This window comes from Allobosea sp. 47.2.35 (assembly GCF_024655635.1).
GTDB lineage: Bacteria > Pseudomonadota > Alphaproteobacteria > Rhizobiales > Beijerinckiaceae > Allobosea.
Genome location: NZ_JANLGI010000011.1, coordinates 43,433 through 67,375 on the forward strand (window position 1 = coordinate 43,433; position 23,943 = coordinate 67,375).

The 23,943-nt window shown below is 67.1% G+C and carries 21 protein-coding genes and 1 tRNA gene; 11 read left to right on the plus strand and 11 right to left on the minus strand.

Annotation, left to right across the window (positions count from 1 at the left end):
- The first annotated feature begins 117 nt into the window (after positions 1–117).
- The 5 genes from NUV79_RS14830 to NUV79_RS14850 all read left to right on the plus strand — a co-directional run bounded on the left by NUV79_RS14830 (position 118) and on the right by NUV79_RS14850 (position 4,708).
- The gene (locus tag NUV79_RS14830; RefSeq protein WP_257733867.1) at positions 118–1,410 is read left to right on the plus strand and encodes an ABC transporter substrate-binding protein; all 1,293 of its coding nucleotides are present in this window, start codon (positions 118–120) and stop codon (positions 1,408–1,410) included.
- 76 nt (positions 1,411–1,486) lie between these two features.
- Positions 1,487–2,386: a branched-chain amino acid ABC transporter permease gene (locus NUV79_RS14835; RefSeq protein ID WP_257733868.1), complete on the plus strand. Its 900-nt coding sequence runs from the start codon at positions 1,487–1,489 to the stop codon at positions 2,384–2,386.
- 5 nt (positions 2,387–2,391) lie between these two features.
- Complete coding sequence (locus NUV79_RS14840) at positions 2,392–3,315, plus strand: branched-chain amino acid ABC transporter permease (RefSeq protein ID WP_257733869.1); 924 nt, start codon at positions 2,392–2,394, stop codon at positions 3,313–3,315.
- Entirely contained in the window at positions 3,312–4,058 is a 747-nt protein-coding gene (locus NUV79_RS14845; RefSeq protein WP_257733870.1) for an ABC transporter ATP-binding protein, read from the plus strand. Before NUV79_RS14840 ends, NUV79_RS14845 begins: the two co-directional genes overlap by 4 nt.
- Complete coding sequence (locus tag NUV79_RS14850) at positions 4,058–4,708, plus strand: ATP-binding cassette domain-containing protein (protein WP_257733871.1); 651 nt, start codon at positions 4,058–4,060, stop codon at positions 4,706–4,708. The genes NUV79_RS14845 and NUV79_RS14850 overlap by 1 nt, the downstream gene beginning before the upstream one ends.
- Before the next feature lie 163 nt (positions 4,709–4,871).
- On the opposite strand, the gene NUV79_RS14855 is transcribed toward NUV79_RS14850, so the two are convergent.
- The 3 genes from NUV79_RS14855 to NUV79_RS14865 all read right to left on the minus strand — a co-directional run bounded on the left by NUV79_RS14855 (position 4,872) and on the right by NUV79_RS14865 (position 8,257).
- A tRNA-Thr gene (locus NUV79_RS14855) sits at positions 4,872–4,946 on the minus strand.
- A gap of 111 nt (positions 4,947–5,057) precedes the next feature.
- Positions 5,058–5,774, minus strand: coding sequence for a ligase-associated DNA damage response endonuclease PdeM (pdeM, locus tag NUV79_RS14860; RefSeq protein ID WP_374679277.1), 717 nt, complete (start codon positions 5,772–5,774; stop codon positions 5,058–5,060).
- Positions 5,771–8,257 carry a ligase-associated DNA damage response DEXH box helicase gene (locus tag NUV79_RS14865; RefSeq protein ID WP_257733872.1) on the minus strand — a complete coding sequence of 829 codons (2,487 nt, stop codon included), beginning with the start codon at positions 8,255–8,257 and terminating at the stop codon, positions 5,771–5,773. The genes pdeM and NUV79_RS14865 overlap by 4 nt, the downstream gene beginning before the upstream one ends.
- 391 nt (positions 8,258–8,648) lie before the next feature.
- Between NUV79_RS14865 and NUV79_RS14870 the strand changes: the two genes are divergently transcribed.
- On the plus strand, positions 8,649–9,302 hold the full coding sequence (locus NUV79_RS14870) for a histidine phosphatase family protein (protein ID WP_257733873.1): 654 nt from the start codon (positions 8,649–8,651) through the stop codon (positions 9,300–9,302).
- Positions 9,303–9,431: 129 nt separating this feature from the next.
- Here NUV79_RS14870 and NUV79_RS14875 read toward each other — a convergent pair whose 3' ends face one another.
- Positions 9,432–10,391: a class I SAM-dependent methyltransferase gene (locus NUV79_RS14875; RefSeq protein ID WP_257733874.1), complete on the minus strand. Its 960-nt coding sequence runs from the start codon at positions 10,389–10,391 to the stop codon at positions 9,432–9,434.
- Positions 10,392–10,420: 29 nt separating this feature from the next.
- Between NUV79_RS14875 and NUV79_RS14880 the strand changes: the two genes are divergently transcribed.
- Entirely contained in the window at positions 10,421–11,485 is a 1,065-nt protein-coding gene (locus NUV79_RS14880) for a ligase-associated DNA damage response exonuclease (RefSeq protein WP_374679278.1), read from the plus strand.
- 7 nt (positions 11,486–11,492) lie between these two features.
- Here NUV79_RS14880 and NUV79_RS14885 read toward each other — a convergent pair whose 3' ends face one another.
- On the minus strand, positions 11,493–12,275 hold the full coding sequence (locus NUV79_RS14885; protein ID WP_257733876.1) for an SGNH/GDSL hydrolase family protein: 783 nt from the start codon (positions 12,273–12,275) through the stop codon (positions 11,493–11,495).
- A 107-nt stretch (positions 12,276–12,382) separates the two neighbouring features.
- On the opposite strand from NUV79_RS14885, the gene NUV79_RS14890 reads away from it, so the two are divergent.
- The 3 genes from NUV79_RS14890 to NUV79_RS14900 all read left to right on the plus strand — a co-directional run bounded on the left by NUV79_RS14890 (position 12,383) and on the right by NUV79_RS14900 (position 15,166).
- Complete coding sequence (locus NUV79_RS14890; RefSeq protein ID WP_257733877.1) at positions 12,383–14,020, plus strand: cisplatin damage response ATP-dependent DNA ligase; 1,638 nt, start codon at positions 12,383–12,385, stop codon at positions 14,018–14,020.
- A 107-nt stretch (positions 14,021–14,127) separates the two neighbouring features.
- Entirely contained in the window at positions 14,128–14,808 is a 681-nt protein-coding gene (locus NUV79_RS14895) for a response regulator (protein WP_257733878.1), read from the plus strand.
- Between the two features lie 103 nt (positions 14,809–14,911).
- Positions 14,912–15,166 carry a DUF6460 domain-containing protein gene (locus NUV79_RS14900; RefSeq protein ID WP_244638997.1) on the plus strand — a complete coding sequence of 85 codons (255 nt, stop codon included), beginning with the start codon at positions 14,912–14,914 and terminating at the stop codon, positions 15,164–15,166.
- A 4-nt stretch (positions 15,167–15,170) separates the two neighbouring features.
- On the opposite strand, the gene NUV79_RS14905 is transcribed toward NUV79_RS14900, so the two are convergent.
- Positions 15,171–16,259: a quinone-dependent dihydroorotate dehydrogenase gene (locus tag NUV79_RS14905; protein WP_257733879.1), complete on the minus strand. Its 1,089-nt coding sequence runs from the start codon at positions 16,257–16,259 to the stop codon at positions 15,171–15,173.
- Positions 16,256–16,600 carry a DUF952 domain-containing protein gene (locus NUV79_RS14910; RefSeq protein WP_257733881.1) on the minus strand — a complete coding sequence of 115 codons (345 nt, stop codon included), beginning with the start codon at positions 16,598–16,600 and terminating at the stop codon, positions 16,256–16,258. The genes NUV79_RS14905 and NUV79_RS14910 overlap by 4 nt, the downstream gene beginning before the upstream one ends.
- A 167-nt stretch (positions 16,601–16,767) precedes the next feature.
- Between NUV79_RS14910 and NUV79_RS14915 the strand changes: the two genes are divergently transcribed.
- Positions 16,768–17,397, plus strand: a complete 630-nt coding sequence (locus tag NUV79_RS14915) for a S24 family peptidase (protein WP_199089264.1) — start codon at positions 16,768–16,770, stop codon at positions 17,395–17,397.
- A 14-nt stretch (positions 17,398–17,411) separates the two neighbouring features.
- On the opposite strand, the gene NUV79_RS14920 is transcribed toward NUV79_RS14915, so the two are convergent.
- The 4 genes from NUV79_RS14920 to NUV79_RS14935 form a co-directional block, all read right to left on the minus strand.
- Positions 17,412–18,860, minus strand: a complete 1,449-nt coding sequence (locus NUV79_RS14920) for a sensor histidine kinase (protein ID WP_257733882.1) — start codon at positions 18,858–18,860, stop codon at positions 17,412–17,414.
- 11 nt (positions 18,861–18,871) lie between these two features.
- Positions 18,872–20,317, minus strand: a complete 1,446-nt coding sequence (locus tag NUV79_RS14925) for an FAD-dependent oxidoreductase (protein WP_257733883.1) — start codon at positions 20,315–20,317, stop codon at positions 18,872–18,874.
- A 107-nt stretch (positions 20,318–20,424) separates the two neighbouring features.
- Positions 20,425–22,761, minus strand: a complete 2,337-nt coding sequence (locus NUV79_RS14930; protein ID WP_257733884.1) for a putative bifunctional diguanylate cyclase/phosphodiesterase — start codon at positions 22,759–22,761, stop codon at positions 20,425–20,427.
- Positions 22,762–22,927: 166 nt separating this feature from the next.
- Positions 22,928–23,869 (minus strand): enoyl-CoA hydratase-related protein, encoded by a 942-nt coding sequence (locus NUV79_RS14935; protein ID WP_257733885.1) that lies wholly within the window; start codon positions 23,867–23,869, stop codon positions 22,928–22,930.
- Positions 23,870–23,943 lie beyond the last annotated feature (74 nt).

The window sequence follows — 23,943 nt, forward strand, 5'->3', positions numbered from 1 at the left end:
TTCACAAGGATTTTTATGATGCCTTCAAGCGTCGGGAATGGCGCGGGGATGTCGCAGGCCGGCGGCCCAGGCTGCGGAGCCCGAAACCGGGCAGCCGGCAAACGGAGAGGAGCAGTGATGATCAAGTCAGGTTGGATGGCCGCCTTGGCGGTTTCGCTCGGGGCGCTCGCCGCGCCGGCTTTCGCGCAGGACAAGCCGGCTGCGCTCGGCGTCGGCGTGCTCACCTTCACGTCAGGCCCGGCCGCCGCTTATGGCATGCCCGGCAAGAACGCGGCCGAGCTGATGATCGACGAGATAAACGCCAAGGGCGGCATCGGCGGCGTGCCGCTGAAGGCGACCTATGTCGACGAGGCGCAAGGCACGCAGGGCGTGATCGCCGAGTACCGCCGCCTTGCGGATGACAAGACCAATCAGGTGATGATCGCGGCGCTGTCGAGCGCCAACTGCCTCGCACTGGCGCCGCTGGCCGAGCAACTCCAGGCCCCGACGATCGGCTGGAACTGCGACACGCACCAGCTCCTGCTCGACGGCAAGAGCCGCTATTACTTCCGCCCGAACGGCAACACGATCCCCGAATTCGTCGCCTATGCGCTCTACCTGCTGCAGCAGAAGCCGGACGTGAAGCGCATCGCCATCGTCAATCCCGACTACGCCTTCGGCCATGACGCGGCCTTGATCTTCAAGACCGCGATGAAGGCGCTGAAGCCCGATGTCGAGGTCGTCGCGGAGCTCTTCCCGAAGCTCGGCTCGGCCAATTTCCAGACCGAGATCTCGAAGCTCTCGGCCTCGCGCCCGGATGTGGTCTTCTCCAATCTCTGGGGCGCCGATCTCGAGAATTTCGTCCGTCAGGCCCAGCCGCGCGGGCTGTTCACCTCCAGCCAGGTCGTGCTGGCGCTGGGCGAGACCGTGCTCCAGCGTGTCGCGCTGCCGGAAGGCGTGATCGTCGGCGTGCTCGGCGACGGCTGGTGGATGTCGCCGGACGCCAAGGCCAATCCCGACACCAAGAGCTTCGTCGAGGCCTATCAGAAGCGCTACGGCGAATACCCGGTCTTTCCGTCGGTGAAGATGGCCAACGCCATCGTCTACATGAAGGCTGGCTACGAGGCCGCGATGAAGAAGAACGGCGGCAAATGGCCGAGCCGCGACGAGCTTGCCGAGGCCATGCGCGGCAGCACGGTCAAGACGCTGACCGGCACCACCGTGACCCGCAAGGACAATGACGGTCTCGTCGACCAGATCGTCGGCGTCACCACGAAATCGGCCGACTACAAGTTCCCGGTCATCGGCGGCATGGTCCGCTACAAGGGCGATGCGCTGATGCCGCCTCAGGGCGAGGACGCGATCAAGTGGGTGGGCACGCTGACGCCGGCCTTCCTCGCCGCGCAGCCGAAGCCCGGCAGCTACAAGTAAGCGCACAACAGACACGGGGAGGGCGACTTCAAGCCCTCCCGCTCATTCCCTCATCATCATGTCCAAGGTGCCGCCCATGCTCGACACCCTGATTCCGCTCGCCGTCGACGGCCTTGCCAGCGCGGCACTGATCTTCTTCGTCGCGGTCGGGCTGACGCTCGTCTTCAGCGTGCTCCGCGTGCTCAACGTCGCACATGGCAGCTTCTACTCGATCGGCGCCTATGTCGCCGCCTCGATCGGCCTCTGGATTGCCGGCGCCGGGCTCAATCCCTGGCTCTCCTTCCCGGCGCTGATCCTCAGCGCGGCGATCGTCGCGGCGCTGTTCGGCCCGCTGGTCGAAAGCTGCCTGATGCGCTGGACCTACGGCAAGTCGGAGGCGATCCAGATCCTCGTCACCTTCGGCCTGTTCCTGATCCTCGAGGACCTGCAGCGCATCGTCTTCGGTGTCTCCTCGCTCGCCGAGGATACGCCGATGCAATTGCTGGGCTCGACCCAGATCGGCGGCGTCGTCTATCTCAACTACCAGCTCCTGCTGATCGCGTTGGCGGCGCTTGTCGTCATCGGCCTGCGCGTCCTGCTGACCAAGACCCGGACCGGACGCCTCGTCACCGCCGTCGTCGCCGACCGCGAGATGGCGCAGAGCATCGGCATCAACACCAATCGCGTCTTCATCCTCTCCTTCTCGCTTGGCGTCTTCCTCGCGGCCTTGGGCGGGGCTCTCGCGACGCCAACGGCGGGCGCCGCGCCCGGCCTCGGCGCGGAGACCATGGTGCTCGCCTTCGCGGTTGCCGCCATCGGCGGGCTCGGCCAGATCGAGGGTGCCGCGCTGGCGGCGATCATCGTCGGCCTCGCCCGCGTGCTCGCGATCTATTTCGCGCCCTCGCTCGATGCCGTCGCCCCCTACATCGTCATGCTGGTCGTGCTGCTGATCCGCCCCTACGGGCTGTTCGGTCAGGCCGCGACCCGGAGGATCTGACCGCCATGCGCGTTGCCCTCTTCCTCATCGCGCTGGCAGCGCTGGCGCTCGCGCCCGTCGCCGCGCCCTGGCTGCAATTCGTGCTGACGCTCGCCATCGCCAAAGGCTTCGCCGCGCTCGGCGTCGCCGTGCTGCTGCGCGGCGGGCTGATCTCGATCGGTCATGCCATGTTCTACGCCGTCAGCGCTTATGCGATCGCCTTTCTCGCCCGGGCCGGGGTGAACGAGTTCGTCCTGCTGCTTCTGCTCGGGACGCTGGCCTCGGCCATCGCCGGCCTCATTGTCGGCGCCTTCCTGGTGCGCTACCGCGCGATCTTCTTCGCCATGCTCAATCTCGCCATGTCGATGGTGCTCTACGCGCTGATCTCGAAGCTCTACGGCATTACCGGCGGCACGGATGGCATGCGCGTCGCGGTGCCCAGCTTCTTCGGCATCACGCTCGACAAGCCGCGTTTCGACACCGCGCTCTACTATGCCGGCATCGTGCTGATGGTCGGCGTCGGCTATGGCGTGCAGCGCTATCTGGCGAGCCCGCTCGGCCATGCGCTCTCGGCCGTGCATACCAACGAGCTCCGGCTCGAATATCTCGGTGTGCCGGTCCGCGTCGTGCTGCTGATCGCCTATACAGTTTCGGCCGCGCTCGCCGGCATCGGCGGGGCGATTGCGGCTCTGGCGATCGGCCATATCCTGCCGGAATTCGCCTTCTGGACGGCGTCCGGCCATCTCGTGCTGGTCGCGGTGCTTGGCGGCATCGGCGGCGTCGCCGGTCCCTTCATCGGCTCGCTCTTCCTCGAAGTGCTGCACACGGTCGCGGTCGGCGTCACCGATGCCTGGAACCTGATCATCGGCGTCGCGCTGATCGGCGTCATCTTCTTCCTGCCGAGCGGGCTCTACGGCCTCATCCGGCGCCGCAGCGGAGAACCGGCATGACCACGCCTCTCCTCCAGGCCAAGGACCTGCGCATCGCCTTCTACGGCGTGAAGGCGGCCGACGGCGTCAATCTCGAAATCCGCGAGGGCGAGTTCCTCGCGATCATCGGGCCCAACGGCTCCGGCAAGACGACCTTCCTCAATCTCTGCACCGGCTATCTGCGGCCGAGCTCAGGCGAGGTCTATCTCGACGGCAAGCCGATCACGGCGATGGCGCCGCGCACCATCGCCCGCCGCGGCATCGCCCGCGCCTTCCAGATCCCGCAGCTCTTCCTCGACCAGACGGTGCTCGACAACCTGATGATCGCGGTCGCGGCCAAGCGCGGCATCTGGGTGCCCTTCAAGGCGCTCGGCGCCGAGGGGCGCCGCCAGGAGGCGGAGGAACTGCTGGCCCTGGTCGGGCTCGACCGCGAGGCCGGGCAGCTGGCCGGCACGCTGCCGGAAGGACGGCGCAAGCTGCTCGACATCGTCATCGCGCTCGCCCTGAAGCCGCGCCTCGTCCTGCTCGACGAGCCGACCAGCGGCGTCAGCACGATCGAGCGCTTCACCCTGATGGAGACGCTGATGGGCGCCTTGCGCCAGGCCAAGGTCACGGCACTCTTCGTCGAGCACGACATGGACGTGGTGCAGCGCTACGCCGACCGCGTCGTCGTCTGGGATTCCGGTAGCGTCATGGCCGAGGGACCGCCCTCGGTCGTGTTCAAGGACGAGCGGGTGCTGCGCAACGTCGTGGGGGTGGCGTGATGCTTCGGATCGAAGGGGTAAGTGCCGCGATCGCCGGCGTGCAGGTGTTGCGCTCGGTCTCGCTCGGGCTGACATCGGGCAGGACGACGATCCTGATCGGCCGCAACGGCGCCGGCAAGACCACGACGCTCAGGGCGATCATGGGCTTGCTGCCGGTGCAGGGCGGCTCGGTCCGGCTCGGCGGCGAGGAGATCGGCGCGACGCCGGCCTATCGCCGTGCGGCGCAGGGCATCGGCTACGCGCCGGAGGATCGCAGGCTGGTTCCCGAATTCACCGTCGAGGACAACATCCTGCTGCCGGCTTTGGCGCTCAGCTTGCCGGCGGCCGAGCGGGCCCGGCGGCTCGACGAGGTCTATGCGCTGCTGCCGCAGCTCAAGACCATGCGCAAGCGGCCGGGCGGCGGCGTCTCGGGCGGGCAGGGCAAGATGGTGGCGCTGGGCCGGGCATTGATGGTCGCCCGCACGGCGCTGCTGCTCGACGAGCCCTTCCAGGGCCTCGCCCCGGCGCTGGCGCTCGAATATGCCCGCACGCTCGGCGAGCTCCGGCGCAACCGGCCCGACCTCGCCATCCTCGTCACGGAATCGACGCCGGCGTTGCTCGATGCCATTGCCGACGAGACGCTCCAGATCGAGCGCGGCGAGATCAACTGAGCCATTCCGGTCCGGTGCTGCCCGGCCCTTCAGGGCTATGTCGGCCCGCCCGCGCTTGATGGCGCGCGGCGGGCCGATTGCTGATTGCGCCTCGGCGAACGCCGACATCGGCGCTCGCACGGTTTAGCGCGCCGTCAAAATTTGCAGATCTGTCAGGGAATGCTGGTGCTGCGAGAGAGGATTGAACTCTCGACCTCTCCATTACCAATGGAGTGCTCTACCACTGAGCTACCGCAGCAGGTCCGGCGGCCGATGCGTTCGCGGTTGCTCTGAGGCGGTTGCGGGCGCTGGCGTCGTTCCGAAGCGGCGCCCTGATGCCACAACCTTGTGACGGACGCAACCCGCTCGATCAATCCGGCAACAATAACCGTGGATCGATCCGGAAGAGCCGGCCGTCGCCGAGCAGATGCGCGCTCAGTCCCGAGCGGAATAACGGCCGGAACGCGGCATCGCGCAGGTTGAGGCCGCCGGCATAGGCGCCCATCGCCGGCATCACGCAGCGCTGCGCCGACAAGGCGAAACAGCGCCGCCGGATCGCCCGCCCGCGCATCCTGACCTTCGCGGCCGGATGCAGATGCCCGGCGATCTCGTAGCCGCCTTCCGACGCGGTCGGCTCATGGCGCAGGGTCACGCCGGCGAGCACGATCTCCGCCGCGCTCTCGCCGCCCATGGCGCGGCTGATGGCGGGATCATGGTTCCCCGCGATCCAGAGCCAGTCGCGGCCCTGCTGCAGCGCGCCGAGCGCGGCGCGTGTCTCAGGGGCGAGGCGGTTTTCCGCATCGCGGTCATGAAAGGAATCACCTAGCGCGATCACGCGGACCGGCTGGTGGCGCCCGATCGCGGCGGCAAGCGCGGCGAGCGTCGCCGTCGAATCATAGGGCGGCAGCATCACGCCGCGCGCCGCATAGGCCGAGCCTTTCTCGAGATGCAGGTCCGCGACGACGAGCGTACGCTCCTCCGGCAGCCAGAGCGCGCCGGAGAGATCGGGCACGAGCGCCAGCTGGCCCAGCGTGAAGGTCTCGCTCGTCTCTCCGGACCTCTCGGTCAGTGCTGCCGCCGCCGTCACGCCATCGCCTCTTCCGTTAGCATCGCCTCTGCTTCCGCCAGGATCTCGTCCGCCGCTTCGCCATAGACCGCCTCGCGCCCGATCTCGAGCATCACGGAGACGCCGAGCGGCGAGACATGGTCGAGCGGCTGATGCACGATTCGGCCGCTGATCCGTGTCAGCATCTCACTAAGCCGGCGAATGTCGAGCAGGCCTGTCGCCGCATCGGCCCGCGCCGCCTTGAGCAGGATATGGTCCGGCTCGTGCCGGCGCAGCACGTCGTAGACGAGATCGGTCGAGATCGTCACTTGTCGGCCACTCTTCTCCTGGCCGGGGAAGCGCCGCTCGATCAGCCCGCCGATGATGGCGCAGGAGCGGAAGGTGCGCTTCATCAGCGCCGATTCCGCCATCCAGTCCTCAAGGTCGTCGCCGAGCATGTCCTGCGCGAAGAGTTCGTCGAGATTAAGCGCGCCGCGCGCGATCGCCGCCGTCATGTCGCCGAGCGTCCAGCAGGCCATGCCGTAATCGTTGCAGACGAAGCCGAGCGGGCGCATCCGGGCGCGCTCCAGCCGGCGCGTCAGCAGCATGCCGAGTGTCTGGTGGGCGAGGCGGCCCTCGAACGGATAGGCCGCGAGATAGAAGCGTCCACCGCGCGGAAAGGTCTCGACCAGAAGCTCGCCGGGCTGCGGCAGCCGGGATATTCGCTTCTGCGCGTGGAGCCAGGCCGAGACCTCCTCGGGCAGGGTGTGCCAGCGGCTGGGCGAGGCCAGGATGGCGCGCACGCGCGCGGCGAGGAAGGTCGAGAGCGGGAACTTGCCGCCGTCATAGGACGGAATCTTCGGATCGGTTCCGGCGGCGGCGCGCGAGCAGACCGCCTCGTTCTCGACGATGCCCTCGAAGCGCAGCACCTCGCCGGCGAAGACGAAGGTATCGCCCGGCACCATGGTCTCGGCGAAATACTCCTCGATCTCGCCGAGCACGCGCCCGCCGCGCGTGATCATGCCGGGCTGGCCGGGCTTGCCGGCACGCGCCCGGCCGAGCCTGACCTTCATCATCGTCGCCTCGACGATCGTACCGACATTCATGCGGTATTGCTGGATGACGCGGGCGTTGCTGGCGCGCCAGAGGCCGGCCTTGTCCTGCCGGAGCTTGGCGAAGCGCTCATAGCTCTTCAGCGCATAGCCGCCGGTCGCGACGAAATTGACGACGGCGTCGAAATCTGCGCGCGTGAGATCGGCGTAAGGAGCGGCGGTGCGGACCTCCTCGTAGAGCGCATCCGCCTCGAACCCGTCCGAGCAGGCGACGCCGAGCACATGCTGGGCGAGGACATCGAGAGCGCCTATGCGCGGGGGCGGGGTGTCCTGCGCCGCCTCGTGGACAGCCTCCAGAGCGGCGCGGCACTCCAGCAACTCGAAGCGGTTCGATGGTACCAGCAGCGCCTCGGAGGGCTCGTCCATGCGGTGGTTGGAGCGGCCGATGCGCTGGATCAGCCGGCTCGCTCCCTTCGGCGCGCCGAGATTGACGACGAGGTCGACATCGCCCCAGTCGATGCCGAGATCGAGCGTCGCGGTGCAGACCACGGCCTTCAGCCGACCATCCGCCATCGCGGCCTCGACCTTGCGGCGCTGCTGGGCGTCGAGCGAGCCGTGATGCAGCGCGATCGGCAGGTTGTCGTCATTGAGGTTCCAAAGCGCTTGGAACGCGAACTCCGCCTGCATGCGTGTGTTGACGAAGACGAGCGTCAGCTTGTGCGTGCGGATCGCCTCATAGACCTCGGCCATCGCATGCCGCGTCGTGTGGCCGGCGATCGGCAGGCGCCGTTCGGTGTCGAGGATGCCGATGCGTGGCTTGGCCCCGCCTGCGACGGTGACGAGCCCGGCCGGCGTTGTGGCACCGCCGAGATAGCGCTGGAGATCGGCGGGCTCGCGCACCGTGGCCGAGAGGCCCACGCCTGAGACCTGCGGCGCCAGCGCCTTCAGGCGCGCGAGATCGAGCGCCAGCAGGTCGCCGCGCTTGGAGGTGACCAGCACATGCAATTCGTCGAGCACGATGCGGCGCAAGTTTGCGAAGAAGGGCGCGGCATCGCGATGCGAGACCAGCAGGGCGAGCTGCTCCGGCGTCGTCAGCAGGATATCGGGCGGGCGCTGGATCTGCCGCGTGCGCTTGGCGGCAGAGGTGTCCCCGGTGCGGGTCTCGATCGTGATCGGCAGCCCCATCTCGCGCACGGGGGCTTCGAGATTACGGGCGATATCGACGGCGAGCGCCTTCAGCGGCGAGATGTAAAGTGTGTGCAGCCCGTCATGCTTGCCCTTGCGCTCGGCCAGCTCGACCAGCGAGGGCAGGAAGCCGGCGAGCGTCTTGCCGGCTCCGGTCGGCGCGACCAGCAGCGTCGAGCGCCCGGCGCGGGCTTCCTCCAGCAAGGCGAGCTGATGTGGCCGCACGCTCCAGCCGCGGCCAGTGAACCAGGCCTCGAAGGCGGGAGGGAGCGGAGAGGGAGCGGCCATGCCGGCCGAAGATAGGGGGTGATGAGGGAGAACGAAAGGGGAATAAAGGGGCTTGTGATTATAGCCGCTGGTAAAGTCGAGAGCCGAAACCTGCGGAGTGCCGCAATGTCTGCTCACGACCTGTTGCAGACATCAGCGAACTACGTCACCCGCCAGCAGCAGACCGATGACGCTATTCTTGTGTGAAGGCAAAAGAACCGCTTCCGTTTCTCTTGCCGCGCCCCCTCGGACTGCATCTCTGCCGATGCGAAAGAACGGTAACATCAGTGCTGGCCGTTGAGAAAATTTCTTCCCATTTTCTACGGTCCAGTCCTTGTAAACACTAAGAAATTTTGGGGGACGAAAGATGGCCCAGGGATTGCTGAGGCGAGGGAGGATAGGAGAGCAAAGATTGACCAAACTGCCCGAACTTCTCGTCATCCGACATGCTGAAACCGACTGGAACAGCCGTTCCATGCTGCAAGGCCACCGCGACAGTCCGCTCACACTCAACGGCGTCAGGCAAGTGCTCGCTGTTGGCGAGACTCTCGCTCCCGAAATCGCAACAGCGCGGCCTAAGCACTTCTGGTGCAGCCCCCTCGGAAGAGCTCAACAGACCGCCTCGCTTCTGTCTGGCTTGTGGTCTCTGCCATTCTACAAATTCGACACGGTTTCAGCTCTCCGGGAGCGATCCTATGGCGTTTGGGAAGGTATGAGGCAGGACGAGATCGCGGAAAGGCGACCGGAGGAGCATGACGCTCACTTGGCCGACCCGTGGAATTCTCGGATGGAAGGCGCGGAAACCAAGGTTGAGGTGTATGATCGCCTTTCCAATTGGGTCCGCAGCCTCAATCATGATGTTCTTCATGTGGTCGTGACACATAGTGGCTGTCTACGGATTTTGCGCGGCATCTATTCCGGAGCCAACCGGCAGCAGATTGACGAATTTCGCGAACCGCAGACCGCGAGCTTTCTTCTGGGCAACACGGAAAGAATGATCGAGCCGACAGAGGCAACACTTTCGCGTCACGATTGCGAAGGGCTTGGCCGAACGGTCTGGATCTAGCGAATGGCTGCAAGGACGAAATGCGCACCAAAGAGGTGAGCTCTGCTTCGATCCGAAACTGGATAACATGCGAAGCGAACGCGAGGCGAGAAGCGTTCTGTCCGCATTCGTCCCTGAACGGACTCTTCCTCAGCGCTTCTCGGCCACCACCAGCAGCCCCGGAACCGGCGTGCCGCGATCCTGCCGCGTGCTGGCGGGCTCGACGAGTACGGGGGTAAGCCCGGCTTCCACCAGCCGCTCCCTCAGCCAGCCTTCCGCATGCGCGAACCGCCTGTCATCACCCACCACGACGCCTTCGCCGTCATGGCTCTGCACCGTGAAGGCGAGCAGCCCGTCCGGCTCCAGCACGCGCGCGCTCTGGGCGAAGCAGGGGGCGAGCTCGCCGAGATAGACGAAGACATCGGCCGCGACAACGAGGTCGGCGGAGGCGTCCGGACGGCTGGAAAGGAAGCTCGTCAGGCCGGCGACGGCGAGCTTGTCGTAGAGTGGCGTGCCGTCCGGCGCGAGCTTGGTCCGCGCCCGCTCGATCATGCGCGGCGAGAGATCGCAGCCTGCGATGAAGCCGCTCTGCTCGTGGATCGCCTCGCCCATCAATCCGGTGCCGCAGCCGAGATCGTAGACGATGTCGAACCGGAATGGCCGGCCGGCGTTGCTGCAGCAGCGGACGAGCGCCGCCTTCAGCAGGTCGGGCGCGTTGTAATGCAGGGTTTGCGTGAGATGGCTGTCGAAGCGGTCGGCATAGGCGTCGAACAGCGCGCCGGAGAAATTCTCCGAGGTTGCCTGCTCGGCTGGCAAGGCGCCGATACGGGCGAGGTCGAGCCGCGCGCCGAAATGGTCGTTCGGATCGAGGTCGAGGCATTGCCGCCAGGCGGTGGCGGCGTCCTCCCTGTGGCCAAGCGCCTCCTGCGCCAGCCCATAGAGATGCCAGGCGGCAGTGAAGTGATAGGCCTGCGACAAGGTCTGGTCGAGGATCTCGACGGCCGCTTGCGCGTCCCCGTCTTTCAGCGCAGCCTCGGCCCAGCCATAGCGGCGGTCAAGCACGGGGTCGCCGGACGAGGCGAAATGCGTGGTCGAGCCTGTATCGGTCATACTGACCGATGTAGCGGAGGAGTGTGACGCTGGCCAGACAAAGCGCCCGCTGGCGCCCCTCCGAACTGCTGCTGCCGACGCCGGCCGGTCTCTATTGCCCGCCGGCCGACATCCATATCGACCCCGTCCGTCCGGTGGCGCGGGCGCTCATCACCCATGGTCATTCCGACCATGCCCGCGCCGGCCATGGCGCCGTGCTGGCGACGCGGGAGACGCTGGCCATCATGGCGCTGCGCTATGGCGAGGGCTTCACCGGCTCCCAGCAGGTCGCGGTGCCCGGCGAGACTACCCGCATTGGCGAGGTCGATTTCACCTTTATGCCGGCGGGCCATGTCCTCGGCTCGGCCCAGATCGCCGTCGAGAGCCGGGGCCTGCGCATCGTCGCTTCAGGCGACTACAAGCGCGAGCGCGATCCGACCTGCGCCGGCTTCGAGCCCTTGCCTTGCGATATCTTCATCACCGAGGCGACTTTCGGCCTGCCGGTCTTCCGCCATCCGCCAGCAGCGGGGGAGGTAGCCAAACTCATTGAATCCGTCAGGCTCTTCCCGGAACGGACCCATATCGTCGGCGCCTATTCGCTGGGCAAGGCGCAGCGCGTCATGGCCCTGATCCGCGAGGCCGGCTACGGGCGGCCGATCTATATCCACGGCGCCGTCGAGAAGATCACCGCCTTCTACGAAGCCGAGGGCATCCCACTCGGCGAGATCAGGCTGGTTTCCGAGAGCGACCGCAAGACATTGGGCGGGGAGATCGTCATCTGCCCGCCGAGCGCGACGCAGGATCTGTGGGCGCGTCGCTTTCCCGATCCGGTCACGGCCTTCGCCTCGGGCTGGATGCGGATCAGGGCACGGGCGCGCCAGAAGGGCGTCGAACTGCCGCTTGTGATCTCGGACCACGCCGATTGGGACGACCTGCTTGCGACGATCAAGGAGGTTCAGGCCAGTGAGATCTGGGTGACGCATGGCGAGGCCGATGCGCTCGTTCACTGGTGCGGCACGGCTGGTTTGAAGGCCAAGCCGCTGCACCTCGTCGGCTATGGCGACGAGGGCGAGGCCGATCCCGTAGGGGGGGCGGCCGATGCGGCTTCTGTCTAGGCTCCGATCAGCGCGAGGCGGCGACGACCGGGCGCGACGGCGCGGCCATGCCGAGCATGGCATTGGCCATGTCGCGGGCGAGGCAGTCATAGCCCGCGTCGCTCATGTGGAAGCCGTCGGTCCAGAGCGCGGCCTTGAAGGCCTCGGCATCGCTGCGGTGCCATTCGCGCATGGCTTCATAGCGGCCGAAGACCGGCACGGCCTCGCGCCGGGCGACCTCGCCGACGGCCTCGACATACTGGCCATAGCGCTGCGGATCGCGCACCGAGGGGAAGAATTGCGGATCGAGGATGGTGAGTGCCGGGCCGGCGTCACGGACGAGCGAAATGCCTTCGCCGATCATCGCCTTGAAGGCGTCGAGGTCGCCGCCCCTGACGGCGTCGTTGGTGCCGACCTGCCAGATCACGAGGTCGTAGGGACGCGCAGCCATCGCGGCCTTCATGCGGGCGAGCGTCTGCGGAGCGGTCTCGCCGCCGATTCCGGCATTGACGATCTCGACCTGCGATTTCGGCCAGGACTTGGCGAGGAGTGCCTGCAAGCGGGCGGGATAGGTCTTGTCCTTGGCGCTGGCGCCGACGCCCTCGGTCGAGGACGAGCCGATGGCGAGGATTGTCAGGGCCTTGCCCTGCGAGACCTTGGCGGAGAGTGGCGCAAGCGCGGCGTTCGAGCGCACGATCGGCGTCTCGCGGCAGGAGAAGCTCGCCGCCTGTGCGGGGGCTCCGACCGAGAACGTGGCAGCGATGGCAGGCAAGGCAAAGGCAAGAAACCGCATCGCTGCGCGCATCGGCATGTCTCTCCCGGCTACTCCGCTGCCGTTAAGGTTTGCTTCATGAACGGTATCTGAACGATGCGCTGCAACATGAATGAAGCGGCCGGGTGTGGCGCGGGAGCGACAGCATGAACCGCTTCGCCTGGCTGCTCGATCGCCTCGCCTATGAGCCGCGCCGCAACGCCAAGATCGCGCTGATCGCGGATTACCTGCGCACCACGCCCGATCCCGACCGCGGCTATGCGCTGGCGGCGATGACGGGCGGGCTGGTCTTCCGCAATGCCAAGGCCGGGCTGATCCGCGCGCTGATCGCCGAGCGCACCGACCCGGTGCTCTTCGCGCTGTCCTATGACTATGTCGGCGATCTCTCGGAGACGGTCGCGCTGATGTGGCCGGCCCGGCACGGTGCCAATGCAGTGCCGCATCTGCCTGAGGTGGTCGAGGGCCTGCGCGAAGCTGGCAAGACCGACCTGCCGCGCCTCGTCGCCGGCTGGCTCGATGCGCTCGACGAGACCGGCCGCTGGGCCCTGCTCAAGCTCATCACCGGGGCCTTGCGCATCGGCGTCTCCGCCCGCCTCGCCAAGACGGCCGCCGCCAGCCTCGGCGGCGTACCGCCTGACGAGGTCGAGCAGGTCTGGCACGGGCTGGAGCCGCCTTATACCGAGCTTTTCGCCTGGCTGGAGGGTAGGGGCGCGCGGCCCGAGGCGCGCGACCCCGCGCCGTTCCGCCCGGTCATGCTCTCGCATCCGATCGAGGACGGCGATTTCGACAAGCTCGACCCGGCCGAGTTCTCGGCCGAATGGAAATGGGACGGCATCCGCATCCAGGCCGTCAGCGGCCGCAAGGCCGACGGCTTGCGCGTAACCCGGCTCTATTCCCGCACCGGCGAGGATATCGCCGCCGCCTTCCCCGACCTCGTCGAGGAACTGACGCTGGACGGCGCGCTCGACGGCGAATTGCTGGTGATGCGCGAGAGCACGGTCCAGAGCTTCAACACGTTGCAGCAGCGGCTCAACCGTAAAACCGTCACCGCGAAGATGCTGGGCGAATTCCCCGCCCATATCCGCGTCTACGACCTGCTCGTCGACGGCGAGGAGGATATCCGGCATCTGCCTTTGGATGAGCGGCGCCGGCGACTGGAGGGTTTCCTGTCGCGCCTCGCCAGCAGTCGTTTCGATCTCTCACCGGTGATCCCCTTCGCCTTCTGGGAGGAGCTGACGGCCGCGCGTGCCGATCCGGCCGAAGCCGGGGCGGGCGCCGATGCGGAAGCGGTCGAGGGCTGCATGATCAAGCGCCGCGATTCGCCCTATCTGCCGGGCCGGCCCAAGGGCTATTGGTGGAAATGGAAGCGCGATGCCCGGCTCGTCGACTGCGTGCTGATGTATGCCCAGCGCGGCCACGGCAAGCGCTCCTCCTTCTATTCCGACTACACCTTCGGCGTCTGGCGCGTGGGCGAGGATGGCGGGCAGGAGCTGGTCCCGGTCGGCAAGGCCTATTTCGGCTTCACCGACGAGGAACTGATCGAGATCGACAAATATGTCCGCAAGAACACGCTGAACCGCTTCGGCCCGGTGCGCGAGGTCACGCATGACGCGCAATCCGGTCTCGTCTTCGAAGTCGCCTTCGAGGGCCTGCAGCGCTCGACACGGCACAAATCCGGTCTCGCCATGCGTTTTCCCCGGATCAACCGCATCCGCTGGGACAAGCCGCCTGTTGAGGCCGACCATATCGAGGTGCTGGAAGCGCTGTTGCCGACCAATGGTTGAGCCGTGACGGGTTGCAGCCTTGCGTTTGCAGTGCTTGTGATGCACGCCCGGGCTGGGGCAAAATGTCCGGGTCGGATGGAGCCGGGCAGGCTTTAGGGAGTGGGGCCATGAGCAAGCAGCCTTCGACGCGGATCGTCATCGCGGATGACCACCCGCTGTTTCGCGGCGCGCTGCGTCAGGCGGTGTCGAGCGCCATCGGCGGGGCCGAGGTCAGCGAGGTCGGCTCGCTCGAAGCCCTGACCGAGGCGCTGGCCAGCGGCGGCGATGCCGATCTCGTCCTGCTCGATCTGACCATGCCGGGCGTGCAGGGCTTTTCCGGCCTGCTCTTCCTGCGCGCCGACCACCCCGAGATCCCGGTCATCGTCGTCTCCGCCAATGACGACCCGGCCGTGATTCGCCGCTGCATCGAGTTCGGGGCGCTCGGCTTCCTGCCCAAGACGGCGGATGTCGCGCAGATGGGCGAGGCGATCCGCGCCGTGCTCGACGGCGGCGTCTGGACCCCGCCCGGCGTCGATCTCTCCGCGCCGGTCGATGCCGAGGTCGCCGACATGGTCCGCCGCCTCTCGACCCTGACGCCGCAGCAGGTGCGCGTGCTGATGATGCTGTCCGAGGGACTTCTCAACAAGCAGATCGCCTATGAGCTCGGCGTCTCCGAGGCAACGGTGAAGGCGCATGTCTCGGCGATCCTGACCAAGCTCGACGTCGACAGCCGCACGCAGGCCGTGATAGCCGCCTCGAAGATCGCCGGCACCGCCTGGGCGACTGCAGGCGCCGCGGCGACCGCCTGACCCAGCCCGTTCAGACGCCATTCAAGCGCAGCGGGTTTCAGGTTAAGACAGCGCGGAAGCGCCCCGGATTGGCTTGGGGCGCAACAGGATGGCCATTGCTTCCATGGAACGGTTTCTCGGCGGCTCGCCCCTCAGCGTCCTCGTCCGCCTGATCTTCATCTCGCTGCTGGTCGGCGCGGCCATGGCCTTCCTTGGCCTCAGCCCGCAGAGCCTCTATGAGGCCGCCGCGCGCTTCCTGCGCTCGATCACCGGGCTCGGCTTCGGCGCGGTCCGCGAGGTCGGCCAATGGGTTATCGCCGGCGCGCTGATCGTCGTGCCGCTCTGGCTGCTGATGCGGCTCTTCGCGGCGCGGAAGTAAGGCCCTACAGCCTTTCGCCGCGCGCGATCGCTGCTGCATCCCGCCCGATCAGTGCAGTGAGGCGCGTCAGCCCGGCGCGGCGCGCCCGCGTGGCGAGGCCGGTCTTGATCTCCTTGGCGAGACCCGGCCCCTTGAACACCATCGCCGAGTAGAACTGCACCAGCGTGGCGCCGGCGCGGATCTTGGCGAAGGCGGTTTCGGCCGAATCGACGCCGCCGACGCCGACCAACGGGAACTGCCCTTCGACGCGCAGGAAGGCCTCGGCCAGGATGCGGGTCGAGGCGGTGAAGAGCGGCTTGCCGGAAAGCCCGCCGGTCTCGCCCTTGTTGGCGCTGCGCAGGCTGTCCGGGCGCGCGATCGTGGTGTTCGAGACGATCAGCCCGTCGATATTGCGCTTGCGGGCGACGGCGATCATGCCGTCGAGCTCGGGCAGGGTCAGGTCCGGCGCGATCTTGATCAGGATCGGTGTCGGCCTGCCGCCGACCGCGACCTCATCTCGCGCCGCGAGCGTGCGCGCCACGAGATCGTCGAGTGCGCTTTCCGCCTGCAGGTCGCGCAGGCCCGGCGTGTTCGGCGAGGAGACGTTGATCGTCAGGAAATCGGCGAGTGGGGCGAGCCGCCGCGCCAGCGTGGCGTAATCGGCGGCGCGGTCGGCCGATTCCTTGTTGGCGCCGAGATTGACGCCGACGAGCCCATTGCGGCGCAGGCGGGACCCGAGCCGCTTCGCTACGGCCTCCATGCCCTCGCTGTTGAGGCCGTAGCGGTTGATGACGGCTTCGTCCTCCAGCAGGCGGAAGACGCGCGGGCGGGGATTGCCGGGCTGCGGCAGCGGCGTGACGCCACCGACCTCGACGAAGCCGAAACCGAGCCCGAGCGCGCCGTCGACGGCTTCCGCATTCTTGTCGAAGCCGGCCGCGAGCCCGACCGGATTGGAGAAGGACTGCCCGAACGCCTCTGTCGCGAGCACGGGGTCGTCCGCGCCCGGCTTCATGGCCGGCGCCGTGGCCAGCGCCGTGACCGTCAGCCGATGGGCGGTCTCCGCATCCATGCGGTGGATCAGAGGCCGGGCGAGGTTGAACAGGCCGCCGATCATGCGAGCGTCTCCGGTAGAATGTGGCTGCCGTCGTCCTTCAACGGCATGGGGGCGATCCAGCGGACGACCTTCGGATCGAGCGGGGCATAGAGATGCGGGAACAAGGCGCCGCCGCGCGAGGGCTCGTAGCGCAGGGCCGGGCCGAGGCGCCCGTCGTCGATGGCGACGAGCAGGAGCCCGTCCTGCCCGGCGAAATGCTTCGCCGCGGTCTCGGCGACCTGGGCGGCTGTGGAGAAATGAATATAGCCGTCGGCGAGATCGATCGGAGCGCCGTCGAAACGGCCCCTCGCCTCGGCTTCCGCCCAGAGCGCGGCAGGGCATATCTTGTAGATCAGGGGCACCGGAAATCTCGCGCACGCATGTCGGCCACTCGCTTAAACGCTGGCAGGAGGATTCCGCAAGCCGTTGTCTGATTGTGGCGAGATTCGGATTGAAATCTTATACGATAGGGGATATTTCCTATCTTCAATCCCCGCCGAACGGCAAGAGCGAAGCGAGGTCCTCAGCGATGCTGTCACATGACCAGATCTGGGGGGCGATCGACACGCTGGCCCAGCGCTACGGCTTCACCGCCTCGGGGCTGGCGCGCAAGGCCGGGCTCGACGCCACCACCTTCAACCGCTCCAAGCGCGTCGCTCCCGACGGGCGCGAGCGCTGGCCCTCGACCGAATCGATCTCCAAGATCCTGGTCGCGACCGGCGCCTCCTTCGACGAGTTCATGAGCGTGGTGCTGCGGCGCGAGCCGGCACCGGCGCGCACGATTCCCTTGATCGGCTTCGCCCAGGCAGGCTCGGGCGGCTTCTTCGACGATGGCGGCTTTCCGGTCGGCACCGGCTGGGAGGAGGTCGCGTTTCCCGGCGTCGCCGACGAGAAGGCCTATGCGCTGGAAATCTCCGGTGATTCGATGCTGCCGCTTTATCGCGACGGCGACACCATCATCGTTTCGCCGACCGCGACGGTGAGGCGTGGCGACCGGGTCGTGGTCAAGACGGTGGAGGGTGAGGTGCTGGCCAAGCAGCTCAAGCGCCAGACGGCCAAGACGGTTGAGCTTGCCTCGCTCAACCCGGAGCATGCCGATCGTGTGCTGAACAATGCCGAGATCGCCTTCATGGCGCGGGTGATCTGGGCGAGCCAGTAGGCGCTGCCAGCCGGTCAGTGTCCGTTGGCGCGCCGCGCCGGCAGCATCACAGCGAAGACCGCGCCCGTGGTCGAGGGTTCCAGCGCGATCGAGCCGCCATGGAGCCGGACCAGCTCGGCCGCGACCGCGAGGCCAAGCCCGGTGCCGCCGGGCGTGACCGAGCCGCGGAAGGCCTGGAACAGGTTGGCCCGCGCCCGCTCCGGCACGCCGGGGCCGTTGTCGATGACGCGCAGGGCCACCGAGCCGTTCTCTGGCCCCGCGGTGACAGTCAGCACGGGCAGGTCGCCGGCCTCGGCTCCCGCGCGCGTCAGCGCCTGGATCGCGTTGCGCATCAGATTGGTCAGCACGCGTGCCATCTGGTCGGGGTCGCAGGGAGCTGAGAGTTCGGGCGGCACGCGGTTCTCGAAGCGCGGCTGCTTGCCCTCGCCAAGGCCGAGCATTTCCGCCTGTTCGGCGACGAGCTGCCGCAATGGCACGTCGCGGATCGCGGGCGTCGCCTCGGCGGCGCGGCCATAGGCGAGGGTCGCCTGGCAGAAATCGATGGCGCGCCCCAGCGTCGCGATCAGGCGCGGCGCGAAGCGGCGAATCTTGGCGTCGCGGGTCTCGATCAACTGGTCGGACATGAGCTGCGCCGCCGCCAGCATGTTGCGCAGGTCGTGATTGATCTTGGAGACGGCGAGCCCGAGCTCGGCGAGATGCTTCTTGGTGCGCAATTCGTCGGCGAGCGTCGCTTCCATGCGGGCGAGCGCGCGTTCCGCCTCGCCGATCTCATCGGCGCGCAAGGAGGGCTCGATGATCCGCCGGGGGTTCTCAGGGTCCGCCTCGAACTCCATCACGTTCGCCGCCAGATGCCGGATCGGCCCGATGATCAGAGCATTGAGCGCAATATAGACGGCGAGCGCGGTGAGGCCGGTGATCAGCAATGAGATCAGCAGCAGGCTCCAGGAGAATTTCAGCATCGCCCGGCGCAGCGGCGCCTCGTCGATGACAATCTCGACGAAATCGGCGCCGCCGACGGCTTCGCCGACCACGCGGATCGGCATGGTCGCTGGCGAGGCGAGCACGGCGAGCGCCTCCTCGATCGCGCTCAGCCAGCTGAGATTGCGCAGGTCGACCGAACGCGACACTTCGGGCGGCGGCATCGAATCGAGGCTGAGGAGGCGCCGCGCACCGCCGACGCGCGCCGCGATCGCGCGGGCGCCGACGCCCATCAGCAGGCGGTTCTCGCTGCCCTCGGGCAGGCCGTCCTCAGGCGCGCCCTCCAGCACCAAAGCCGCGACCTGCGCGGCGGCAATCCGGTCATGCAGCCAGTTGCGCCGGAAATTCGCGATGGATGGCAGATAGATCAGCACTTCTGCCAGCATGACGAAGAGCACGGTGACGAGCAGCAGCTTAGCCGAGAGGCCGAGGCGCGTGAGGCCGCGCGGCTGGCTGACCGACAAGGCTGACTTGGGTGCATGCATCGCCGGTGATCTTAGCCGAAACGACGCAGAAAGCCGATGAGGCGGCGCAAACCGGGCTTTGTCGTCAAAGCCGCATGGAAGGAGAGGGCGGCGCGGCGTGACGCATCCGAACGGGCACCGGCTGGCAGCGGCATGCTGGCGAGGTCGCCAACGCCGAGCCCGGCGCGCATCGCGATGCACCAGGGCGCGATCAGTTCGCCAGCAGCCTCTCCGACGATGGTGACGCCGAGGATGCGGCCCTTGCGATCGACGATCGCCTTGACGAATCCCTCGGTCTCGCCCGCAGCCTGGGCTGCGGCATTCTCGGAGAACGGCCAGCGCAGCACCCGGATCGTTCCAGCTGCTTTCCGAGCCTCAGTCTCCGACTGCCCGATCGAGGCGACCTGCGGCCGGCTCCAGACGACACGCGGCTCGCTGGCCGGGTGGATCTTCACCGGCTGGCGGAACAGGATGCTGCGCAGCACGAGCCCGACATGGTCGTCGCCGGCGCGGTCGGCGAGGGTGGCTGCCGCTCCGCCGGCACAGGCTCCCAGCGCATGGACACGGCGATTGCTCGTCCGCAGGCTGCGATCGACAATGATACCGGAAGCATCGTGGCGGATACCGCCGAGGTCGAGATCAAGTGCGTCGATCGCAGGCCGGCGCGGCCCGCAGAGGATGAGATGCGAGCCCTCTATCGTGGTTTCGCCGGAAGGCGAGGCCAGGATCAGGCGAAGGCCGGAGCGCGTGCGCTCCGCCCGCAGCGGCTCTCCGTTTTCATGCAGCGTCAGCCCCTCGCGCAGCAGACGGCGGCGTAGGATCGTCGCGGCTTCGTCGTCATGGCCCGCCAGCAGGCCCTCGGGCGCGACCAGCGTTGCGGCGCAGCCCAGCCGGCGCAGGGCCTGGGCCAGCGCAGCGCCCGCGTTGCCCAGCACGATCGGCCGTTCCGGCAGCCGGGTCAGTCCGGCAAGATCGGCCTCCCGCAGGACAGAAACCGTGTCGAGCCCCGGTATCGCAGGCGGGACGGCGCGTGCGCCGGTGGCGATGACGAAGCGGCGCGCCTTGATCGGCTGTCCCTCGACGGTGACCGTGCTGCGGCTGGTGAAACGAGCCTCGCCCCGGATGACGCTGATGCCGAGCGTGGCCAGTCGTTCGGCCGCGTGATTGGCCTGGTCGGCTGCCAGTGCCCGCTGGATATGATCGTGGATCTGGGCCGGATTCGGCTGCGGTTCGATTGCCGCGAAACCAAGCCGTCCGGCATCGCACAGCGCCTGCGCACGGCCTCCGACCTCGATCAATGCTCGGATAGCGAGCGGCCCCTGGTCGCCACCGGTGGCGTCGCGCTCGATCAGCACCACGGGAACGCCGAAGGCCGCCGCGGCGATCGCCAGCGCGACGCCGTTCTGGCCCGCGCCGATGACGCAGATATCGGGTGTCAACGCGGCTGGTTTCGCCGCCTTGGCCGTGCCGTCGCTCACCGGATATCCCGTTTCGCTGTCGTCCCTGATCGCTGATGCGTTGCCGGGCCGGCGGAATCAAGGCCGTTGCGCGACTGTTGCGGAATTAAAAGGGAAGGTTGGTCGGTTCAGGCGACGCTGCGATTGCCGCTGCCGTTGCGGCCCTTGATGCTGGCCAGCGCTTCCGGGCGGCCGAACAGGAAGCCCTGGGCGCGATGGGCACCCAGCAGCTGGACGGCGATGCGCTGCTGCTCGGTCTCGATGCCCTCGACCACGACATTCATCTGGAGCCGGCGCGCCAGCTGGCAGACGGCCTCGATGACGGCCTTGGAGGCCTCGTTGGTATGGACCTCGCGGGCGAAGCTCTGGTCGATCTTCACCTGCGCGAATGGATAGGTCGAGAGATAGGCGAGCGAGGAATAGCCGGTTCCGAAATCGTCGAGCGCGAAGGTCACGCCCAGCGCCCGCAATTCGTCGAGCACCGAAAGGGCCAGCTTGTCGTCCTCGATCAGCAGCGATTCCGTGACTTCGAGCATCAGCCGCCGCGATTCGAGCTGCGAGGCAAGCAGGGCCTCCTTGACCGTCTCGACGATCCGGCGCGGCTCGCGGAACTGCAGCGGCGAGACGTTGACGGAGACGCCGATGCCCGGCTCCCAGCTTGCCGCGTCGCGGCAGGCCTGGCGGATCGCCCAGTCGCCCATGCCGGCGATCAGGCCGGATTGTTCGGCGATCGGGATGAACACGCTCGGCGGCACCATGCCACGGGTGGGGTGGCGCCAGCGCATCAGCGCCTCGCGCGAGACGACCTTCTGGGTCTTCAGGTCGATGATCGGCTGGTAGTAGAGTTCGAGCGAGCCGTCGACGCAGGCTTTGCGCAGATCGACCTCGATTTCGTGCCGCTCCATCATCTCCTCGGCCATGGCCGGGTTGAAGAACATCAGCATGTTCCGGCCGGCGGACTTTGCCTTGTAGAGCGCGGTGTCGGCATGGCGCAGCAGGTCGGCCGGATTGGCGCCGTCGAGCGGCGCCATCGCGATGCCGATGCTCGCGGTCACGTAGACGGTCTTGCCGTCGACATCGAAGGCCTTCGACATCACGTCGATCATGCGCTGGGCGATGGCGGTGACGACGAGATGGTCGGCGGAGGGCAGGATCAGCAGGAATTCGTCGCCGCCGAAACGGGCGAGCATGTCGTTGCTGCGGATCGCGCCGCGCAGGCGGCTCGCGGTCTCCATCAGCACATGGTCGCCGATATCGTGGCCCAGGCTGTCATTGACCTGCTTGAAGCCGTCGAGATCGAGATAGAGCAGCGCGAAGCCATCGCCCGTGCGCTCGAGCTTGGCGAAGGTCTCGTTGATTTGCGTGGTGTATTCGAAGCGGTTCGCGAGCCCGGTCAATTCGTCGAAGCGCGCCATCTGCTCGATGCGCGCCTCCGTCGCCTTGCGCTCGGTGGCATCCTCCGTGAGCATCAGGATGCCGCCTTCGGCCGCGGGCGCGAGCGTGACGACCAGCACGAGCCCACCCCGCGTCACCACTTCGCGGCTGGTGGCCTGCTGGGTCGTCTGCACCTCGGTCAATGCCGTGCGGATGTCGCGCAACTGCTCCTGGCTGATCACCTGCCGCTCGACCAGGAAGCGTGCGATCGCCGTCAGGGGCGTGCCGGGCAGGGCGAGCGTCTCCGGCAGACCGTAGAGCGTGCTGTGAGGCGCGTTGCTGACCGCGAGCTTGAGGCTGCGGTCGAACATCGCCAGCCCGTCGATCATGGTGTTGAGCGCGGCGTCGAGCGTCAGGTTCTGCGAATGCAGGGCTGAAGCCAGCGCCTTGGACTGCTTGTTGGCATCGCTGAGCGCGAGCAGGTTTCGGTGCAGCGAATTGGTGATCGCGATATTGGCGGCCACGTAGAGGAAGGCGAAATAGCCGATATAGCGATAATACGGGTTATGCGCGCCGATCAGCCCGATCGCCATCGGGATGCAGAAGGTCAGGAGCTGCACCGCGACGAATTTCGGCCGGCCGGCATTGCGCGCGACATAGCCCGAGGCCAGCGCGATGGTCGAGGCGACCGAAGTGATGTGGGCAGCGGGGTCGTCGGTCTGGACCAGCGCGACATAGCAGCTGTAGCCGAGGGCAGCGCTGAACGCCGTGGCGCCGAGGAAATAGTCGCGGTCCCAGCGGCGGGTCTGCGCATAGCTGTCATTGGCGTGGTTGCGCCGCCGATAGGCGATCACCGTGACGATGCGCAGGATGACGATGAGCGTCACCAGGATGGTGAGGCTCATGAAGATATCCATGCCGGTGGAGATCCAGCACAGGAACGGCGTCAGGATGCCGGCGATGCCACCGGGAATGATCGAGGCCGGCGACGAGAACAGCGAACTGACCAGCAGTGTATAGCCGGTCAGGTCGATGTTCTCGCCCTGCTCGCGCCCACCAGCTGTCATCAGTCGCTTGAGCGCGCCTGCCATCTACTCCTGCCTTTGCCGCCCCGCGCGGTGCGATGTGCGGATTCCGCACGTCGCGCATCATGCGAGGTTTGTACGAGAGCAGAGGTAAATGCTTCGTGTGGTTTTCCGGGGGCTGATCTCCCCCGGAGACTTGCAAGGACCCTTTCGGTCGGATTTTTCGCTGTGCTCAGACCGGCGCGAGGTGGCGCTGGTAGACGCGGGCCAGCATCCGGTCCTGCGTCTGGGCGATGCGCTGCAGCTTCGAGATCGCGCTCGGGCTGAGGCGCAGCATGCAGTCCGTCCAGATCTGGCCGAGATGGCCGAGCTCTTCGCGCAGGTCGCCGGAGCGGCGGTTGAAGGCCGAGAACAGCGCGGTCTTCGCGGCATGGATGGGCAGCGAGTCGGCGCAGTACTTGCGGATCCAGTCTTCGCCCGTGCCGGTCGGGACAACAGCCTCGAGGCCGCCGGCTGCCATGAATTCCTGCGCGCTCATCTCCTCGCCGGAAAGCAGCATCTGCTCGGCCGCGCGCTGCCCCATGCGCCGTGACAGGATTGCCACCGCCGTGATCGGGAAATGGTTGAACTTGATCTCGGGGTAGACGAACGAGGCCTGTTCCTCCGCGATCATCACGTTGCATGAGCGCGGCGCGTCGATGCCGCCGCCGATCGCCTTGGCGTGGATCGTCGAGAGCGTGACCACGAGGCCGTTGAGGCCGCCGGAATTCCAGATCGCGCCTTCCGCCGAGAGCCGGGCATATTCCGCCAGCGAGGCGCGGTCGTTCTTGGCGAGGCAATCCAGGTAGAAATCGAGATCGCCGCCAAGCGTGAAGAACGGCCCTGCGCCGCGGAAGGCGAGGAAGCGCACGGGAGCGCGGTGATACTGGTCCGGAGCCCCCCACAGCGCGACGATCGCGCTCTGAATCTTCACCAGGCTGTCGAGCAGCTGCAGCGTGAAGACGGGCTTCAGCTCCGGCCGGATCGTGACCCAGAGCGTCTTGATCTCCGGCTCATAGGCGATCTCCACCTCCGGTAGGAACCCCGCCTTGTAGCGGATCGCATCAATGACTTCGCAGCTCTCCAGCAGGGTCGGCGCGAGGTTTCCTGTTCCCAACTTCAAGGACTGCAACATGACGCTACCCCACAAACTCCTTGATGCCGGCAGCGTAAACGTTCTTAACGAAGTGTAAACGAAATCTGCCGGAA

Bases quoted from the DNA above. Each gene is read 5' to 3' on its own strand.
- NUV79_RS14830 (WP_257733867.1), top strand. From the start codon at position 118: ATGATCAAGTCAGGTTGGATGGCCGCCTTGGCGGTTTCGCTCGGGGCG.
- NUV79_RS14835 (WP_257733868.1), top strand. From the start codon at position 1,487: ATGCTCGACACCCTGATTCCGCTCGCCGTCGACGGCCTTGCCAGCGCG.
- NUV79_RS14840 (WP_257733869.1), top strand. From the start codon at position 2,392: ATGCGCGTTGCCCTCTTCCTCATCGCGCTGGCAGCGCTGGCGCTCGCG.
- NUV79_RS14845 (WP_257733870.1), top strand. From the start codon at position 3,312: ATGACCACGCCTCTCCTCCAGGCCAAGGACCTGCGCATCGCCTTCTAC.
- NUV79_RS14850 (WP_257733871.1), top strand. From the start codon at position 4,058: ATGCTTCGGATCGAAGGGGTAAGTGCCGCGATCGCCGGCGTGCAGGTG.
- NUV79_RS14865 (WP_257733872.1), bottom strand. From the start codon at position 8,257: ATGGCCGCTCCCTCTCCGCTCCCTCCCGCCTTCGAGGCCTGGTTCACT.
- NUV79_RS14875 (WP_257733874.1), bottom strand. From the start codon at position 10,391: ATGACCGATACAGGCTCGACCACGCATTTCGCCTCGTCCGGCGACCCC.
- NUV79_RS14885 (WP_257733876.1), bottom strand. From the start codon at position 12,275: ATGCCGATGCGCGCAGCGATGCGGTTTCTTGCCTTTGCCTTGCCTGCC.
- NUV79_RS14890 (WP_257733877.1), top strand. From the start codon at position 12,383: ATGAACCGCTTCGCCTGGCTGCTCGATCGCCTCGCCTATGAGCCGCGC.
- NUV79_RS14895 (WP_257733878.1), top strand. From the start codon at position 14,128: ATGAGCAAGCAGCCTTCGACGCGGATCGTCATCGCGGATGACCACCCG.
- NUV79_RS14900 (WP_244638997.1), top strand. From the start codon at position 14,912: ATGGAACGGTTTCTCGGCGGCTCGCCCCTCAGCGTCCTCGTCCGCCTG.
- NUV79_RS14905 (WP_257733879.1), bottom strand. From the start codon at position 16,259: ATGATCGGCGGCCTGTTCAACCTCGCCCGGCCTCTGATCCACCGCATG.
- NUV79_RS14915 (WP_199089264.1), top strand. From the start codon at position 16,768: ATGCTGTCACATGACCAGATCTGGGGGGCGATCGACACGCTGGCCCAG.
- NUV79_RS14920 (WP_257733882.1), bottom strand. From the start codon at position 18,860: ATGCATGCACCCAAGTCAGCCTTGTCGGTCAGCCAGCCGCGCGGCCTC.
- NUV79_RS14930 (WP_257733884.1), bottom strand. From the start codon at position 22,761: ATGGCAGGCGCGCTCAAGCGACTGATGACAGCTGGTGGGCGCGAGCAG.
- NUV79_RS14935 (WP_257733885.1), bottom strand. From the start codon at position 23,869: ATGTTGCAGTCCTTGAAGTTGGGAACAGGAAACCTCGCGCCGACCCTG.